The sequence below is a fragment of the Weizmannia sp. FSL W8-1119 genome (genome assembly GCF_038008605.1).
In the GTDB taxonomy this organism is placed as follows: Bacteria; Bacillota; Bacilli; order Bacillales; family Bacillaceae_C; genus Weizmannia; species Weizmannia coagulans.
This window is the reverse complement of sequence record NZ_JBBOZL010000001.1, coordinates 2,985,837-3,001,904: the sequence shown is the minus strand read 5'-3', so window position 1 is coordinate 3,001,904 and position 16,068 is coordinate 2,985,837. Positions and strand designations below refer to the sequence as shown.

17 protein-coding genes are annotated in these 16,068 nt (G+C 49.9%); all 17 read left to right on the top strand.

All coding sequences use genetic code 11. From position 1 onward, the window contains the following. The first annotated feature begins 82 nt into the window (after positions 1–82). The 17 genes from NSQ19_RS14670 (at position 83) to upp (ending at position 15,926) form a co-directional block, all read left to right on the top strand. On the top strand, positions 83–1,369 hold the full coding sequence (locus NSQ19_RS14670) for a UDP-N-acetylglucosamine 1-carboxyvinyltransferase (protein WP_017554520.1): 1,287 nt from the start codon (positions 83–85) through the stop codon (positions 1,367–1,369). 109 nt (positions 1,370–1,478) lie between these two features. Then, positions 1,479–2,444 (top strand): class II fructose-bisphosphatase, encoded by a 966-nt coding sequence (gene glpX / locus NSQ19_RS14665; RefSeq protein ID WP_014096744.1) that lies wholly within the window; start codon positions 1,479–1,481, stop codon positions 2,442–2,444. 434 nt (positions 2,445–2,878) lie between these two features. After that, on the top strand, positions 2,879–4,159 hold the full coding sequence (gene rho, locus NSQ19_RS14660) for a transcription termination factor Rho (protein ID WP_013860747.1): 1,281 nt from the start codon (positions 2,879–2,881) through the stop codon (positions 4,157–4,159). A 160-nt stretch (positions 4,160–4,319) separates the two neighbouring features. Continuing rightward, on the top strand, positions 4,320–4,520 hold the full coding sequence (rpmE, locus tag NSQ19_RS14655; RefSeq protein WP_013860746.1) for a 50S ribosomal protein L31: 201 nt from the start codon (positions 4,320–4,322) through the stop codon (positions 4,518–4,520). 116 nt (positions 4,521–4,636) lie between these two features. Then, positions 4,637–5,209, top strand: a complete 573-nt coding sequence (locus NSQ19_RS14650; RefSeq protein ID WP_029142835.1) for a thymidine kinase — start codon at positions 4,637–4,639, stop codon at positions 5,207–5,209. Positions 5,210–5,274: 65 nt separating this feature from the next. Then, the gene (locus tag NSQ19_RS14645; protein WP_013860744.1) at positions 5,275–5,661 is read left to right on the top strand and encodes a hypothetical protein; all 387 of its coding nucleotides are present in this window, start codon (positions 5,275–5,277) and stop codon (positions 5,659–5,661) included. A gap of 140 nt (positions 5,662–5,801) precedes the next feature. After that, positions 5,802–6,872 carry a peptide chain release factor 1 gene (prfA, locus tag NSQ19_RS14640; protein WP_013860743.1) on the top strand — a complete coding sequence of 357 codons (1,071 nt, stop codon included), beginning with the start codon at positions 5,802–5,804 and terminating at the stop codon, positions 6,870–6,872. 11 nt (positions 6,873–6,883) lie between these two features. Continuing rightward, complete coding sequence (gene prmC, locus NSQ19_RS14635; protein ID WP_061566651.1) at positions 6,884–7,735, top strand: peptide chain release factor N(5)-glutamine methyltransferase; 852 nt, start codon at positions 6,884–6,886, stop codon at positions 7,733–7,735. A gap of 75 nt (positions 7,736–7,810) precedes the next feature. Beyond that, positions 7,811–8,572 (top strand): stage II sporulation protein R, encoded by a 762-nt coding sequence (gene spoIIR, locus NSQ19_RS14630; protein WP_340703095.1) that lies wholly within the window; start codon positions 7,811–7,813, stop codon positions 8,570–8,572. A 198-nt stretch (positions 8,573–8,770) separates the two neighbouring features. Beyond that, positions 8,771–9,826: an L-threonylcarbamoyladenylate synthase gene (locus NSQ19_RS14625; protein WP_340703193.1), complete on the top strand. Its 1,056-nt coding sequence runs from the start codon at positions 8,771–8,773 to the stop codon at positions 9,824–9,826. A 149-nt stretch (positions 9,827–9,975) separates the two neighbouring features. Next, complete coding sequence (locus NSQ19_RS14620) at positions 9,976–10,527, top strand: manganese efflux pump MntP (RefSeq protein WP_340703094.1); 552 nt, start codon at positions 9,976–9,978, stop codon at positions 10,525–10,527. A 116-nt stretch (positions 10,528–10,643) separates the two neighbouring features. Then, on the top strand, positions 10,644–11,093 hold the full coding sequence (locus NSQ19_RS14615; protein WP_081106229.1) for a low molecular weight protein arginine phosphatase: 450 nt from the start codon (positions 10,644–10,646) through the stop codon (positions 11,091–11,093). 3 nt (positions 11,094–11,096) lie between these two features. Further along, the gene (locus NSQ19_RS14610; RefSeq protein ID WP_014096754.1) at positions 11,097–12,386 is read left to right on the top strand and encodes a methyl-accepting chemotaxis protein; all 1,290 of its coding nucleotides are present in this window, start codon (positions 11,097–11,099) and stop codon (positions 12,384–12,386) included. Positions 12,387–12,654: 268 nt separating this feature from the next. Next, positions 12,655–13,095: a ribose 5-phosphate isomerase B gene (gene rpiB / locus NSQ19_RS14605; RefSeq protein ID WP_014096755.1), complete on the top strand. Its 441-nt coding sequence runs from the start codon at positions 12,655–12,657 to the stop codon at positions 13,093–13,095. Between the two features lie 14 nt (positions 13,096–13,109). After that, a complete protein-coding gene (locus NSQ19_RS14600) occupies positions 13,110–13,673 on the top strand; it encodes a TIGR01440 family protein (RefSeq protein WP_041819525.1) in 564 nt (187 codons plus the stop codon). Positions 13,674–13,807: 134 nt separating this feature from the next. Further along, the gene (gene glyA / locus NSQ19_RS14595; protein ID WP_340703093.1) at positions 13,808–15,052 is read left to right on the top strand and encodes a serine hydroxymethyltransferase; all 1,245 of its coding nucleotides are present in this window, start codon (positions 13,808–13,810) and stop codon (positions 15,050–15,052) included. Positions 15,053–15,296: 244 nt separating this feature from the next. Next, the gene (upp, locus tag NSQ19_RS14590) at positions 15,297–15,926 is read left to right on the top strand and encodes a uracil phosphoribosyltransferase (RefSeq protein ID WP_013860732.1); all 630 of its coding nucleotides are present in this window, start codon (positions 15,297–15,299) and stop codon (positions 15,924–15,926) included. Positions 15,927–16,068: the final 142 nt, after the last annotated feature.

Below are 16,068 nucleotides of genomic sequence, written 5' to 3'. Positions count from 1 at the left end.
TTACGGAGCTTTCGGACCAGTTTGCGAACGGCCATTTACAACCGGAATGTACATCCATACCCGCTAAAGAAGGGAGCTTAATATGGAAAAGCTAAAAATTGCCGGGGGATATCCTTTGAAAGGCACCATTAAAGTGAGCGGCGCAAAAAATAGCGCTGTCGCTTTAATACCTGCGACCATCCTCGCGGAATCTCCTGTAACAATAGAAGGCTTGCCTGAAATTTCCGATGTCCGGACATTGACCGGCTTGCTGGAAGAGATCGGGGCAACGGTTACGTCAGAGGACGGGGAAATTACGGTGGATCCCCGCCATATGATCTCGATGCCGCTGCCCAATGGCAGGGTGAAGAAACTGCGTGCCTCATATTACTTGATGGGCGCGATGCTCGGAAGGTTCAAAAAAGCTGTCATCGGGCTGCCGGGCGGGTGCCATCTCGGACCGCGGCCGATCGACCAGCATATTAAAGGCTTTGAAGCATTGGGCGCAAAAGTGACAAATGAGCAGGGTGCCATCTATTTAAGGGCGGATGAATTGAAAGGTGCCCGTATTTATCTGGACGTTGTCAGTGTCGGAGCAACGATCAATATTATGCTGGCTGCCGTCAAAGCAAAGGGAAAGACAGTCATTGAAAACGCTGCAAAAGAACCGGAAATCATTGACGTAGCCACACTTTTGACGAATATGGGCGCAAAAATTAAAGGCGCGGGAACAGATGTCATCCGGATTGAAGGCGTGGACCATTTGAGCGGCTGCCGGCATACGATTATCCCGGACAGAATTGAAGCTGGTACGTTTATGATCCTGGCGGCGGCGGCGGGTGAAGGGGTACTGGTTGACAATGTCATTCCTCATCATCTCGAGTCGCTGACCGCAAAGCTCAGGGAAATGGGCATACCGGTGGAAACCGGGGATGAACAGATTTTTATCGGAAAAGCAGACAAGCTGAAACCGGTTGATATTAAAACACTCGTTTATCCGGGGTTTCCGACAGATCTGCAACAACCGTTCACCACGCTTTTGACAAGGGCAGAAGGCACGTCTATCGTAACCGATACAATCTATTCCGCCCGCTTTAAACATATTGACGAGTTGCGGAGAATGAGCGCCAATATTAAAGTGGAAGGACGGTCTGCGATTGTCAACGGCCCGGCCCGGCTTCAGGGGGCAAAGGTAAAAGCGAGTGATTTGCGTGCGGGTGCCGCCCTTGTCATTGCCGGCCTGATGGCAGAAGGGGTGACAGAAGTGACAGGGGTCGAACATATCGACCGCGGATACAGCTGCCTCGTGGAAAAATTAACCGGTCTTGGTGCCGCTGTTTGGCGGGAAGGCATGTCCGAAAAGGAGATGGAACACCTGAACCATTCCTAGCGGGCAATTGCCGGCTCCCCCATAAATAGAAAAAAACGGATAAATTATGACACAATAATTTTTTAAATGTGTTATACTAATTAAAAATCTATTTATGGGGGTAGTAAAATTGGAAAGAAGCTTGTCAATGGAATTGGTCCGTGTCACGGAAGCAGCAGCACTTGCATCCGCAAGATGGATGGGGCGCGGATTGAAAGATGAAGCGGATGATGCGGCAACGTCCGCGATGCGTGATGTGTTCGACACCATTCCGATGAAAGGCACTGTCGTCATTGGCGAAGGGGAAATGGATGAAGCGCCGATGCTGTATATCGGGGAAAAACTCGGGAACGGATACGGCCCGCGCGTTGACATTGCAGTTGACCCGCTGGAAGGAACGAATATCCTGGCATCCGGCGGCTGGAATGCGCTCAGTGTGCTGGCGATAGCAGATCACGGACATTTGCTCCATGCGCCGGATATGTACATGGATAAAATTGCTGTCGGCCCTGAAGCAGTCGGCATGATTGATATTAATGCACCGATTATCGATAATTTAAAGGCTGTGGCAAAGGCGAAAAATAAAGATATCGAGGATGTGGTGGCAACAGTTCTGAACCGTCCGCGCCATGAAGAAATTATTGCGCAGCTCCGTGCTGCAGGCGCCCGGATCAAACTGATCAATGACGGGGATGTGGCAGCTGCCATTAACACGGCATTCGACCATACCGGTGTAGATATTTTGTTCGGATCGGGCGGCGCGCCGGAAGGGGTTATTTCAGCAGTTGCGCTGAAATGCCTCGGCGGCGAGATCCAGGGACGCCTCCTGCCGCAAAACGACGCGGAGCAAGAACGCTGCCTGAGCATGGGGGTTGACATCAATAAAGTGCTGATGATGGACGACCTTGTGAGCGGGGATGACGCCATTTTTGCTGCGACCGGCGTAACCGACGGGGAACTTTTGCGCGGTGTCCAATTTAAGGGCCAGTACGGATCCACCCATTCTGTCGTCATGCGTGCAAAGTCGGGGACGGTCCGCTTTATTGAAGGGCAGCACAGTCTGAAGAAAAAGCCGAACCTTGTGATCAAAGCGTAAATCTCCGGGGGAACATGCAGCTATAGCGGCGGGGGAAGGGCGGAAGTGCCGCCTTCCCTCCCATTTTCAACAAAGTTTTTTACCTCTTATGCTATTTTTAGTTGATTTCTCTTCTGTTTCAGGGTTAAAATGATTATGGTTTTATTTATAAATATTCAATTGTTTGTCTTCTTTTTCTTCCGTACATGGTGCGGCTCCATAGATGCACGTGCTGCAACATTGCCTCTTTGCAGACAGCTCATGTTTTCTATCTATGCGCAAAGCAAAACTGTGGATGTTCATATCTTGCCTTCACATTCCTTTATTTTTAGCCTGTTCTGTTCCATTGGTATACCGGTATAGTTTTAAGCGCCGGGAACAAATGGAAAATTTTGATGTAACGGAAGAAACAGCCTGCTCTACCCGACTGTAAATTGAAAAAGTGTGGTGTTTTTATGGAAAGTTTATCAATATCAAGTCTGGAAAATATGACGTTAAAAGAGCTTTATGCCCTTGCAAGAGAGTATAAAGTATCCTACTACAGCAAACTGACGAAAAAAGAGTTAATTTTTGCGATTTTAAAAGCACGGGCAGAGCAAGAAGGGTATTTCTTTATGGAAGGCGTGCTCGAAATCATCCAGTCGGAAGGATTCGGATTCCTGCGCCCGATCAACTACTCCCCAAGTTCGGAGGACATTTATATTTCTGCTTCGCAAATCCGCCGCTTTGATTTAAGAAACGGCGATAAGGTTTCCGGCAAAGTCCGGCCGCCGAAAGAAAACGAACGTTATTACGGCTTGCTGCATGTGGAAGCGGTAAACGGCCAAAACCCGGAAACCGCTAAGGAACGGGTTCATTTTCCGGCTCTGACGCCGCTTTATCCGAACCGGCAGATTATCCTTGAAACGGCTCCCGAAAAACTGTCCACCCGGATTATGGATTTAATCACCCCGGTTGGTTTCGGACAGCGCGGTTTGATTGTGGCGCCGCCGAAAGCCGGTAAAACGATGCTGCTGAAAGAAATTGCCAACTCTATTACCGTGAACCATCCTGATGCGGAATTGATCGTTCTGTTGATTGATGAACGGCCGGAAGAAGTAACAGATATTGAACGTTCCGTGCATGCGGATGTCGTCAGCTCGACCTTTGACGAAGTGCCGGAAAACCATATCAAGGTTGCGGAACTCGTATTGGAAAGAGCGATGCGCCTTGTCGAGCATAAGCGCGATGTCGTCATTTTAATGGACAGCATTACGCGCCTCGCACGCGCCTATAACCTTGTGATTCCGCCGAGTGGGAGAACGCTTTCAGGCGGGATTGACCCGGCTGCGTTCCATCGTCCGAAACGGTTTTTCGGGGCGGCACGTAATATTGAAGAAGGCGGCAGCCTGACGATTTTGGCCACCGCGCTGGTCGATACCGGTTCACGCATGGATGATGTGATTTATGAAGAATTTAAAGGCACCGGGAACATGGAGCTCCATCTTGACCGCTCCCTCGCCGAAAAGCGCGTTTTCCCGGCCATCGACATCCGCCGTTCCGGTACAAGGAAAGAAGAACTGCTGCTTTCGAAAGACCATCTCGAAGTACTGTGGGCGATCCGCAAATCGATGTCCGATTCTCCGGATTTTGTCGAAAAATTCTTGCGCAAACTGAAACAATCCAAAACAAACGACGAGTTTGTGGAAATGATCAAAGCAGACTTGAAAGTATCATCGTCAAGGCGTGTAATATAAGGAAAAATAAGGAAGAACTTTTTTTCTGGCAGTGATGTTGCATTTCCACTCCGGACTTGTTATAATAATGGCAGTGTGTTTATGAAATTTTACAGGGCGTGTCCCGTAAAACAATAGAACTCTGTTTCGCAATGACTCAGGGCTGAAGGAGATGAAAAGCATGAAACCAGGAATTCATCCAGAATACAAAAAAGTAATGGTCAAATGTGCGTGCGGCAACGAATTCGAAAGTGGTTCCGTAAAAGATGAACTGCGCGTGGAAGTATGTTCCGAATGCCATCCATTCTATACAGGGCGCCAAAAATTCGCGACTGCTGACGGACGTGTTGACCGCTTTAATAAAAAATACGGACTTAAATAAAAGAATCCATGAAAAACAGGCGATGCGTTTGCCTGTTTTTTTTATGGGATGCCGGTTTGCCCGGACGGATTTTTCAGGTCTAAAAACCATATTTGTTGAAATAAGGAGCGGGGATGATGGCACAGCTATTTTTCAGATACGGCGCAATGAACAGCGGCAAATCGATTGAAATCTTGAAAGTCGCCCATAACTATGAAGAGCAGAATAAACCGGTTCTCATCTTTACATCGGGCATCGATACGCGCGATGAAGAAGGCTATATTTCGAGCAGAATCGGCTTGCGCAGGAAAGCGATCCCGATTTACGATGATACGGATATTTTTGAAATGGTGAAAGGGTACAATCCCGCGCCATACTGCGTCCTGATCGACGAAGTCCAGTTTTTGAAAAAAAGGCATGTGCTGCAGCTTGCCCGCATTGTTGATGATTTGCATATCCCGGTAATGGGGTTCGGCCTTAAAAATGATTTTCAAAATGAGCTTTTTGAGGGCAGCAAGTACATGCTTTTGTATGCCGATAAAATCGAAGAAATGAAAACGATCTGCTGGTTTTGCGAACGGAAGGCGACGATGAATTTGCGCGTCGACGAGAACGGGAAGCCGGTGTATACAGGGGACCAGATCCAGATTGGCGGGAACGACACGTATTATCCTGTTTGCCGCAAATGCCACGACCATCCGCCGCTGTGACGGCATGTGATGCATAAATAAACCTCCATCCGAAGGGAAACCTACTGGAAAAGGAGGTTTTTTTTATGGCAAAACAGCTGATTTTCCTCTGCTTAATGATGGTGCTTTCAGGTTGCACGGCCCAAAGCCGGACCCGTGAAGCTGCGCCGGATCGCATTGAAACGAAGCCGTTAAGCACGGCGGATACGCAAAAGGCAGGGCAAAGAAACGGGAATGCTGGTGGGGCAGCTGCTGTAAATGCGGATATCGAGAGGGTGCGGGAAGCGGTTTGGAAAATGGACAGTGCTGTCCCCCATTCGGTATATGTGAACGGGAAAGATATGTGGGTCAATGTCCATACGGAGGAACAGCTGAACCACAGGGAAAGAATGAAAAAAGCGGCGGACATCCGCAGCCGGCTTTTGAAAGTGGCGCCCCGCTACGACATTCATGTCCGAATAGACGTGAAATAGGAAAAGGCGTTTCAGCAGCGTTGCTCCCATGTTCCGCTTTAAGTTTCCCCGTGCGTATACTATAATAAATTTGTTATGTCTGAAGGGCGGGTTTTGCTGTTACCGGAATGGGAATACGTTGTGAAATGAGGTGGGGTTCGATGTTCGATCGGTTGCAGGCCGTGGAAGACCGGTACGAAAAGCTGAATGAGTTGTTAAGTGATCCTGAGATCGTCAATGATCCGAAAAAACTGCGGGAGTATTCGAAGGAGCAGTCGGATTTGCAGGAAACCGTGCAGGTGTACCGTGAATATAAAGAAGTGCAGAAACAGCTCCGGGATGCAAAGTCGCTTCTGTCGGAAAAACTCGATCCTGAAATGAAGGACATGGTGAAAGAAGAGATCCATGAACTCGAGTCAAAAATCCCGGAATACGAAGAACGCCTGAAAATTTTGCTTCTGCCGAAAGACCCGAATGACGAAAAAAACGTCATTGTGGAAATCCGCGGGGCTGCCGGCGGGGATGAGGCCGCGTTGTTTGCAGGCGACCTGTACCGTATGTACACGCGTTATGCCGAATCGCAAGGCTGGAAAATCGATGTGATTGAAGCCAATGTCACGGGGATCGGCGGGTACAAAGAAATTGTTTTCATGGTGAACGGCAAGGGCGCGTATTCAAAATTGAAGTTTGAAAACGGGGCCCACCGGGTGCAGCGTGTGCCGGAAACGGAATCGGGCGGGCGTATCCATACGTCTACGGCAACGGTTGCGGTTTTGCCGGAAGCGGAGGAAGTCGAAGTGGATATCAATGAAAAAGATATCCGCGTCGATACGTTTGCATCAAGCGGGCCGGGCGGGCAAAGCGTCAACACGACGATGTCGGCTGTGCGCCTGACCCACATTCCGACCGGGATTGTTGTGTCCTGCCAGGATGAAAAATCGCAGATCAAAAATAAAGAAAAAGCGATGAAAGTGCTGCGTGCCCGCATTTATGATAAATTTCAGCAGGAAGCGCAGGCGGAATATGATGCCAACCGGAAATCCGCCGTTGGAACGGGGGACCGTTCCGAGCGGATCCGTACGTACAATTTTCCGCAAAACCGTGTGACAGACCACAGGATCGGATTAACGATCCAAAAGCTTGACCAGGTGCTTGATGGCAAACTCGATGAAATCATTGATGCCCTTATCCTTGAAGACCAGTCAAAAAAACTGGAGAGTGTGAATGGCTGATGGAAAGGAACATAAAAGTGTATGAAGCCTTAAAGTGGGCTTCTTCTTTTTTAACGGAAAACGGCCGTGACGCGAATGCGGGTGAACTTTTGCTCGGGCATTTTCTGGATATGGACAGAACCCGCCTGCTTTCCAACTTGCGGATGGCTTTGCCCCCGGATGCGGAGGTGAAGTTCCGGCAAGCGGTAGAAGCCCATGCAAAAGGGGTTCCGGTCCAGCATATCACAGGCTACGAATACTTTTACGGCCGGAAATTTCTTGTCAACCGGGATGTGCTCATTCCGCGCCCGGAAACGGAAGAGCTGGTGCAGGGCGCAATCGGACGGATCCGCCGCCATTTCGGGGAAACAAAAGGGCTTACATTGGCAGATATCGGGACAGGCAGCGGCATTATTGCAACCACAATTAAATTGGAGTTGCCAAAGCTTTTTGTGTACGCATCCGATATTTCGGAAAAAGCGCTTGCCGTCGCTGAAAAAAATGCTGAAGCCCTGCATGCGGATATTCGGTTTGTGCACGGGGATCTGCTCCAGCCGTTCATGGGCAGCAAAAAATTGGACATAGTGTTATCCAATCCGCCGTATATCCCGGAAACGGACCGCAGCTCGTTATCCGTTGTGGTGCGCGATCATGATCCTGAAACGGCCCTGTTTGGCGGAGAAGACGGCCTTGCATTTTACCGGCGCTTGGTGGAAACCTTGCCGTATGTTTTAAATAAGCGGGCGCTCGTCGGTTTTGAAATTGGTTCAGGCCAGGGGGAACGCGTTTCCTGCCTGCTGCGGGATACGTTCCCGGAAAGCGTTGTGGAAGTGGTCCGCGATCTCAACGGCCATGAGCGGATGGTATTTTGCGAAAAAAATTAGATTTTTTTCAGATTCATAGTTTAAAATCCCCTGTTCCTGCCCACAATGGGAATACGAAGGGACGGGGAGAAGAAAATGAAAAGAAAAACAGTGGTATCATTGTATATTTTCATGTTATCGATCGCAACGATCATCAGTTTATATGCACCGAAACAAAAAGCGGCGGAGGCTGAAACCATCGTCATTCCGAAAGACGCGATCCGGCTGCGGATTCTGGCAAACAGCGACAAGCCGGAAGACCAGGGGGTAAAACGGAAAATCCGCGATGAAGTGAATGCGAACATTGCCAAATGGGTGGACCACTTAACGTCCAAAAAAGAAGCGGAAAAAGTCATCCGCTCCCGCTTGCCGGAAATTGAAAACATTGCAAGAAGGGTGATGGCGGAAGAACATCTGAACGAACCGGTCAAGGCAGAACTTGGAAAGGTCGCCTTTCCGACAAAATTATACGGCCAGTACTTATATCCGGCCGGGAAGTATGAAGCAGTTCTGATTACGCTTGGGGAAGGCAAGGGCGCCAATTGGTGGTGCGTCCTGTATCCGCCCCTCTGTTTTCTCGATTTTTCCAACGGCGTTGCAACAAGTAGCGGGGGTGAAGAAAAGAAACCGGAAACAAAGAAGGTTGCGGCTTCCAATGCCGGCACAAAACCTGCGGAAGAGGCGGCAGCTGAAAAAGTGAACCGGAAACCGCACGAAAACCAGGCAGGGGCACAAGACCGCGGAACCAAGCAGCCAGCCGGTGAAACAGCAAACCGCAACGGCTCTGTTTACGCCGGCGATGATGGCGGGGTGGAGAAAAAGCTGCTGATTGTGAAAGTGATCAAGGAACTGTTTTAACATTTTTCGCCCGGTTTGTGGAAAAGCCGGACAAACGGGCTGGAACGAAGTCGGGTTATCAACAAAATGCAAAGTATTATCCACAAGATGTGGATAATACTTGTTTCATTTTTCAAACTTTTGTATCCTTGCCGGGAGAAAACTTGATAAATAAATATCCTGGCAAGGCCGATGATTGGATGGAGAAAGGTGAAAAGGATGGAAACAAAATACTGGGTTGTGGATAAAACTGTGGAGAATTCCGGGTCTTATCCACAACTTGCAGAAGCAGCACAGTTACTGAAAGAGAAGCAGACAGTCGCTTTTCCGACTGAAACGGTATACGGTTTAGGAGCCGATGCAACAAGCGATGAAGCGGTGGATAAGATTTTCAAGGCAAAAGGAAGGCCATCCGATAATCCGCTGATTGTCCACATTGCGGAGGAAAAGCAGCTGGAAGAATTGGCGGAAGAAATACCGGAAACGGCGAAAGTGCTGATGAAAGCTTTTTGGCCGGGCCCGCTTACGCTCGTTGTAAAGGTGAAGAAGGGGGCATTGTCCAAAAAGGTGACGGCCGGGCTGGACACGGTCGGGATCCGCATGCCCCGGCATCCGGTTGCACTGGCGCTCATCCGCCTGGCCGGGCTGCCGATTGCCGCCCCGAGCGCCAACCGGTCCGGCAAGCCGAGCCCGACATTGGCCCGCCATGTCCGGGAAGATCTTGCCGGTAAAATTGCCGGGATTTTGGACGGGGGAGAAACGGGTGTCGGAGTGGAATCGACCGTGCTCGATGTGACCGCGGAAGTGCCTGTGATTTTGCGCCCGGGCGGTGTTACGAAAGAACAGCTCGAAGAATGGATCGGAAAAGTCAGGCTTGATCCGGGGCTTAAGGGGACCGGCGCCCGGCCGAAAGCGCCCGGCATGAAATATACGCATTATGCGCCGAATGCGCCGGTTTATCTTGTGGACGGCAGCACGGCTTTTATGCAGCAAATGATCGATGCACACCGGAAAAAAGGGGAAGTAACAGGGGCGATTGTGACGGAAGAAACATCCGGTGAAATCCGTGCTGATGTGGTCGCGGTGTGCGGCAGGCGGTCATCCCTTGAGACCGTTGCCCGGCACTTGTATGATACACTCCGATCATTTGATGCGCAAAAAGTGGACGTGATATTTTCTGAAATTTTCCCGCGTGAAGGCATAGGCCGGGCGATTATGAACCGGCTTGAAAAAGCAGCGGGGCATCGTTATGTAAAAGAAAAGGATGTTCAGTAACTCCGGACGTTTCCAAACCACCCTTATCACTTGGTCTTGCTTCATTACGGATTGTGTGCGCGGGAGGGGGGGTGCCGGGAGATCTGCGGCTTCTAAAACACCCCGGACGTGCATAAGTTGGAATAGGCACGTCCAAAGGGGGAAAAAGAATGGCAGTCCTCGCAGAAATGGTAACTTTGGCGATCATGGCTCTGGCGCTCGGCATGGATGCTTTTTCGGTAAGCCTCGGCGTGGGCATGATGCAGCCCAGACTGAGGCAAATCTTTTACATAGGTTTAACGGTCGGCATTTTTCATGTGTTGATGCCGGTTCTCGGTGTTTTTGCGGGCCATCTTCTCTCCCATACTTTTGGCCTGTTTGCCCAGTATATTGGCGGCATATTGCTTGTTATCATGGGGATACAGATGATTGTATGGGTCTTCAGAAAGGAGGGGGCACAAGCTGTCAGCCCGTCCGGACGGGGAACGATGCTGTTTGCGTTGAGTGTAAGCCTGGACAGTTTTTCTGCCGGGCTATCACTTGGCATTTTCGGCGTGCGGACTGTTGCTGTTATGATTTGCTTCGGTGTTGCTGCTACTTTTTTAACCTGGCTCGGCCTTTTGATCGGCAGGAAATTCCAGGGTTGGATCGGGGTGTACGGCGAAGTGCTCGGGGGAACGATCCTCGTTGTTTTTGGACTGAAATTGTTGTTTTCTATTTAGAAAAGCTGGTTTCAATTTTCCGGCTTTTTTTATCTATCTATAGATTAACCTTGTAATTAAGGTCTTTTTTACTATAATAATAGTAGATTTAAAAGTTCAGGATAGGAGGACAGCTTTTGAATATCCTTTTTGTTTGCACCGGGAATACATGCAGGAGCCCGATGGCGGAGGCCATTTTAAAAGCGAAACAGCTGCCGGGCATTGAAGTGGAATCAGCCGGCCTTTTTGCGCCCGAGGGTGAAGACGCTTCTGTCCATACCTACGAGGTGCTGAAAGAAAATGGAATCGATTTCCGCCACCACGCCCGGAACCTTTCGGAGAATTTGGCGGGTTGGGCTGACGTGATTCTTACGATGACGTCCGGGCACAAACAGGCAGTGGCAGCACGGTATCCGCATGCCCGCAATAAAACGTTTACCATCGCGGAGTATGCCGGAAGCAGCGGGGATGTACCGGACCCGTACGGCGGCAGCCTGGATGCTTACAGAGAAACTTATCAACAATTGCATGCATTGATCAATCGTTTGATTAAAAACAGGAAAACGGGAAACCAGGGGCGGGTGTGACGGATGGAAAAGCGAAGCTACAGATTCAGTTTAACGAAGAAAATTGTATTGTTCGTAACCGGGCTGTCTTTTATTACATATTCGGCAAGCGGTCTTTTCATTTATCTTATTTATCCGTTTTTTTCCGACTGGATAAAGCTGCCGTGGTTTATTGTCATTACACTTGCATTAGGGATTATCTGGTCCGGGATTTTAAGCTTTTTCGGTTCATTCCTGATTGCAGGCCCGATGCGCAAGTTAGAAGATGCAGCCCTTAAAGCGAGCCGCGGGGATTTAAGAGATGAAGTCCCCGTGCCGAAATCGGGCGATGAAATCGAGTCGCTCGCAGCGGCTTTCAATTCTTTGCTTTCCAATTTGCGGGAGACGGTTGAACAAATTGATGAAAATGTGGAACGCACCAAAGAAAGTGTGTCGGAAATATCGGAGAAAACGGCACTGGCTGCGGGCCAGGCGGAACATGTAAACAAGACGGTGGAAGAGATTTCACTTGGCGCCGAGCAATCCGCGGCTGCCACCCAATCTGCGGCTGACCTCGTTGAAAAAACCTATCAGCTTGCATCCGAAGTCCGCGGGAAAGCGGATACTTGCAAAAAATCTTCTGATCACATGCTGAGCGAATTAAAGACGAGCAAAGAGACAATGGACTCGCTTATATCAGGTGTTGAAAATCTGGCAAAAGAAAATACCATCTCGCTGGAAGCCGTTCGGGATCTTGCGGAAGAAACGAAGAAAGTGGAGGGGATCATTTCTTTTGTCGGTGAAGTCGCGGCACAAACCAATTTGCTGGCGTTGAATGCTTCTATTGAAGCGGCACGCGCCGGGGAATACGGGCGCGGGTTTGCGGTGGTCGCAAATGAGGTCCGGAAGCTTGCGGATGAAAGTGCCCAGGCCGTTCAGGGTATTACCGGGATGATCCAGCACATTGAGCAGGAAGGTACACGGGTTGTCGAACAAATGGCTGTACAAGTTCAAAAAGCCAATGAAGAAGTGCACAGAGGACAAAAGGCCAATGAAGCGATGGACAGAATGACGGAATCAATCCATTTGGTTGCGGGGGCAGTTGATCAAATTGCCGGTATGGCCAAGAACCAAATGGATGCGATTCACGAAGCTTCGAGCCAGTCGCAGGAAGTGGCGGCCATTACCGAACAGACTTCTGCCGGGGCAAAAGAAGTCACGGCGATTACAAATGAGCAGGCGCAGAACATGGAATTGATTGAAAGGCTTATCGCGCAGCTCGAGCAGGATGCGGAGAAATTAAAAGGGAGCACCCGCCGCTTTCATATCCGGTGAGTTTTTCGCCCGCCTGGTTTTGGACGGGGAGCACCGGTTTTGGCTAGAAGAAGCGCGGCAATTCAGGTTTTGTGCCGGGAAATCCCGCAAGACAAGAGGAGATGCGGGAACATGCGGCCGTATGCCTGGCATTTTTCCGGGGACGATGGACGTTTTAAACGGGCCGGAAATTTTAACAGCCATGGAACCTGGCCTCTAAGACGCTTTATTTTCTTTTTCGACGTTCTGTGCCACAATAGAATCAGAAGCATGAAGGAGGGGGAAGAACATGAAAGTGGCATTGGCTTCAGACCACGGCGGTAAGCATCTTAAACAGGAAATTGCCGGTTTGCTTCAGGATCTGGGTGTTGCCTACGAAGATTTCGGATGCGATTGTGAAGGGTCGGTTGATTATCCGGATTACGCGCTTCCGGTTGCGGAAAAGGTGGCAAAAGGGGAATTTGACCGTGCTATCCTCATTTGCGGCACCGGGATCGGGATGTGTATTTCCGCCAATAAAGTAAAGGGCATCCGTTGCGCGCTTGTGCATGATGTCTTCAGCGCGAAGGCTACAAGGGCCCATAATGACAGCAATGTCCTCGCCATGGGAGAGCGGGTCATCGGCCCGGGGCTTGCCTGTGAAATTGTGAAAGAATGGCTCGGAACGCCGTTTGAAGGCGGCCGCCATGCACGCAGGATTGAGAAAATCGCGCAGTATGAACAAAAATAACAGAGGTGTTTTTGTTGCAATCAGATCCGGCACGTTTGGAGGAACAGTTGGACCGCATGCTGGATGAATTTTTCCGGCAGGCGCCAATGAAAAAAGGACAGGTTTTTGTTGTTGGATGCTCGACATCTGAAGTAACCGGGAAAAAAATCGGGACAGCCGGGGCAATGGACATTGCCGCAATCATTTATGGCGGCGTACAGAAGTTTGCACGCCGGTTCGGGTTCCAACCGGCATTTCAATGCTGTGAACACCTGAACCGGGCGCTTGTGGTTGACCGTTCGCTTGCCGATGAAAGGGGATGGGAAGAAGTGGCGGTCGTGCCTGTCCGGAAGGCGGGCGGCGCGATGGCTGCGTATGCATTCGCCCATATGGAAGATCCCGTTGTCGTCGAATTCATCCGCGCTGATGCGGGCATCGACATTGGGGACACTTTGATCGGCATGCATTTAAAGCATGTTGCCGTCCCTGTAAGGGTTTCCGGAAAAGAGCTGGGGAAAGCCCATGTTACATTTGCCAAAACGCGGCCGAAACTGATCGGCGGCGTGCGGGCGGTTTACGAAAAAGAACAGCCGGAATAAGGGACCATCCGTACTGCCCCGTATGTTGTGTGCGGGGCATGTTTTTTTCTTCTTGTTAAAAAAATGGACAAAATTTGCAAAGCATTATGGTAAAATAAAAAAGAATATGAAAACGATCTTGAGGGGGTACCGAATTGAGCCATATTGCAAATCAAGACAAGGAAGTTTACGAGGCGATCCGGCAGGAATTGAACCGGCAAAGAAACAAGATTGAACTCATTGCCAGCGAAAATTTTGTCAGCGAAGCAGTGATGGAAGCACAAGGTTCCGTTCTGACCAACAAATATGCGGAAGGGTATCCGGGGCACCGGTATTACGGCGGGTGCGAATATGTGGATATCGTGGAAAACCTTGCGCGGGAGCGGGCCAAACAGCTTTTTGGCGCCGAACATGTCAATGTCCAGCCGCACTCCGGCGCACAGGCCAATATGGCGGTTTATTTCACCATTCTGGAGCACGGCGACACGGTGCTTGGCATGAATTTGTCCCACGGCGGGCATTTGACACACGGCAGCCCGGTCAATTTCAGCGGCATGCAGTACCATTTTGTGGAATACGGTGTGGATAAGGAAACGCAGCATATTGACTATGAAGATGTGCTGGAAAAAGCGCGCGTACATAAGCCGAAACTGATTGTCGCAGGTGCAAGTGCATACCCCCGCACGATTGATTTTAAAAAGTTCAGGGAAATTGCGGATGAAACAGGCGCCTATTTAATGGTGGATATGGCGCATATTGCAGGGCTTGTGGCTGCAGGGTTACATCCGAACCCGGTGCCGTATGCGGATTTTGTCACGACCACAACGCATAAAACCTTGCGGGGACCGCGCGGCGGCATGATTTTATGCAAAGCGGAATTTGCAAAGAAAGTGGACAAGTCGATTTTCCCGGGGATCCAGGGCGGCCCGCTTATGCATGTAATTGCTGCCAAAGCCGTCGCTTTTGGAGAGGCGCTTACAGACGGGTTCAAAACCTATTCGCAAAAAGTGGTGGACAACGCAAAACGGCTGGCGGAAGGACTCCAAAAAGAAGGATTTGACCTTGTATCCGGCGGGACGGACAATCACCTGATTCTCATTGATTTGCGTTCTTTCGGGATTACCGGGAAGGATGCGGAGAAGGTGCTCGATGATATCGGCATCACGGCCAATAAAAATACGATTCCGTATGACCCGGAAAGCCCGTTTGTGACAAGCGGTCTCAGAATCGGTACCCCTGCAGTCACAACAAGGGGATTCGGCCTGGAAGAAATGGATGAGGTGGCATCCATTATCGGATCGGCATTGAAAAATCCGGATAACGAAGCAGTCTTAAAAGAAGCGGCAGAACGCGTCCGGCATCTTACGTTACGCTTCCCGCTGTACGCCGGCCAAAACTGAGCAGGCGCATTTTAGCGCCCGCTTTTTCCGGACGGATAGCTGGCTGGTGCACTTCCAATGCGGCATAAAAACGAACCGGCAAAAAAATTGAACAGGAAGGCCTCGTAAACCGCGGGGCCGGTCCTTTCACCTGGCCTCAGGATTTTCTTTTGGCTTTCCTTGAGATTGGGCGCTTTTTTCGTGTAAAATGGTTGGGGTAAGCATTTGCCGAACCTGATACCAACCTTTAAAGGAGAGAATTCATTTGAGTACACTTCATGTCATTGACCACCCGCTGATCCAGCACAAGTTGACGTATATCCGCGATAAACATACGGGGACAAAAGAATTCCGCGAACTTGTCGATGAAGTTTCGACTTTGATGGCATTTGAAATTACCCGTGATATGCCGCTTGAAGAAATTGAAATTGAAACGCCAGTCTGCAAGGCAAAATCAAAAATTTTATCCGGCAAAAAAATTGGCATTGTCCCGATCCTGCGTGCGGGCCTGGGCATGGTAGACGGCGTGCGGAAACTAATCCCGGCTGCAAAAGTCGGACATGTCGGCCTGTACCGCGATCCGAAGACACTGACGCCGGTTGAATATTACATAAAACTTCCAAGCGATGTAGAGGAACGCGATTTTATCATTGTGGATCCGATGCTGGCTACAGGCGGTTCTGCCGTGGATGCGATCCAGTCCTTAAAACAGCGGGGTGCAAAAAACATTAAATTCATGTGCCTGATTGCATCCCCTGAGGGCGTGGAAGCCGTGCAGAAAGCCCATCCGGACGTTGATATTTATACAGCAGCCCTTGATGAGAAGCTGAATGAGCAAGGGTACATTGTGCCGGGTCTCGGAGACGCAGGGGACCGCCTGTTTGGGACAAAATAAAATGTATGGATGCGCTTAGTGTTTTACAATTTTGTTAACCCGTCAGAAACAGGCTGGTAAAAAAATAAAAAGGGTCTATAATAACGGTATGTTTTCGGTATAGAGATGAATGCCAGGCATGTAAACGATTGGAAAAGCAGCG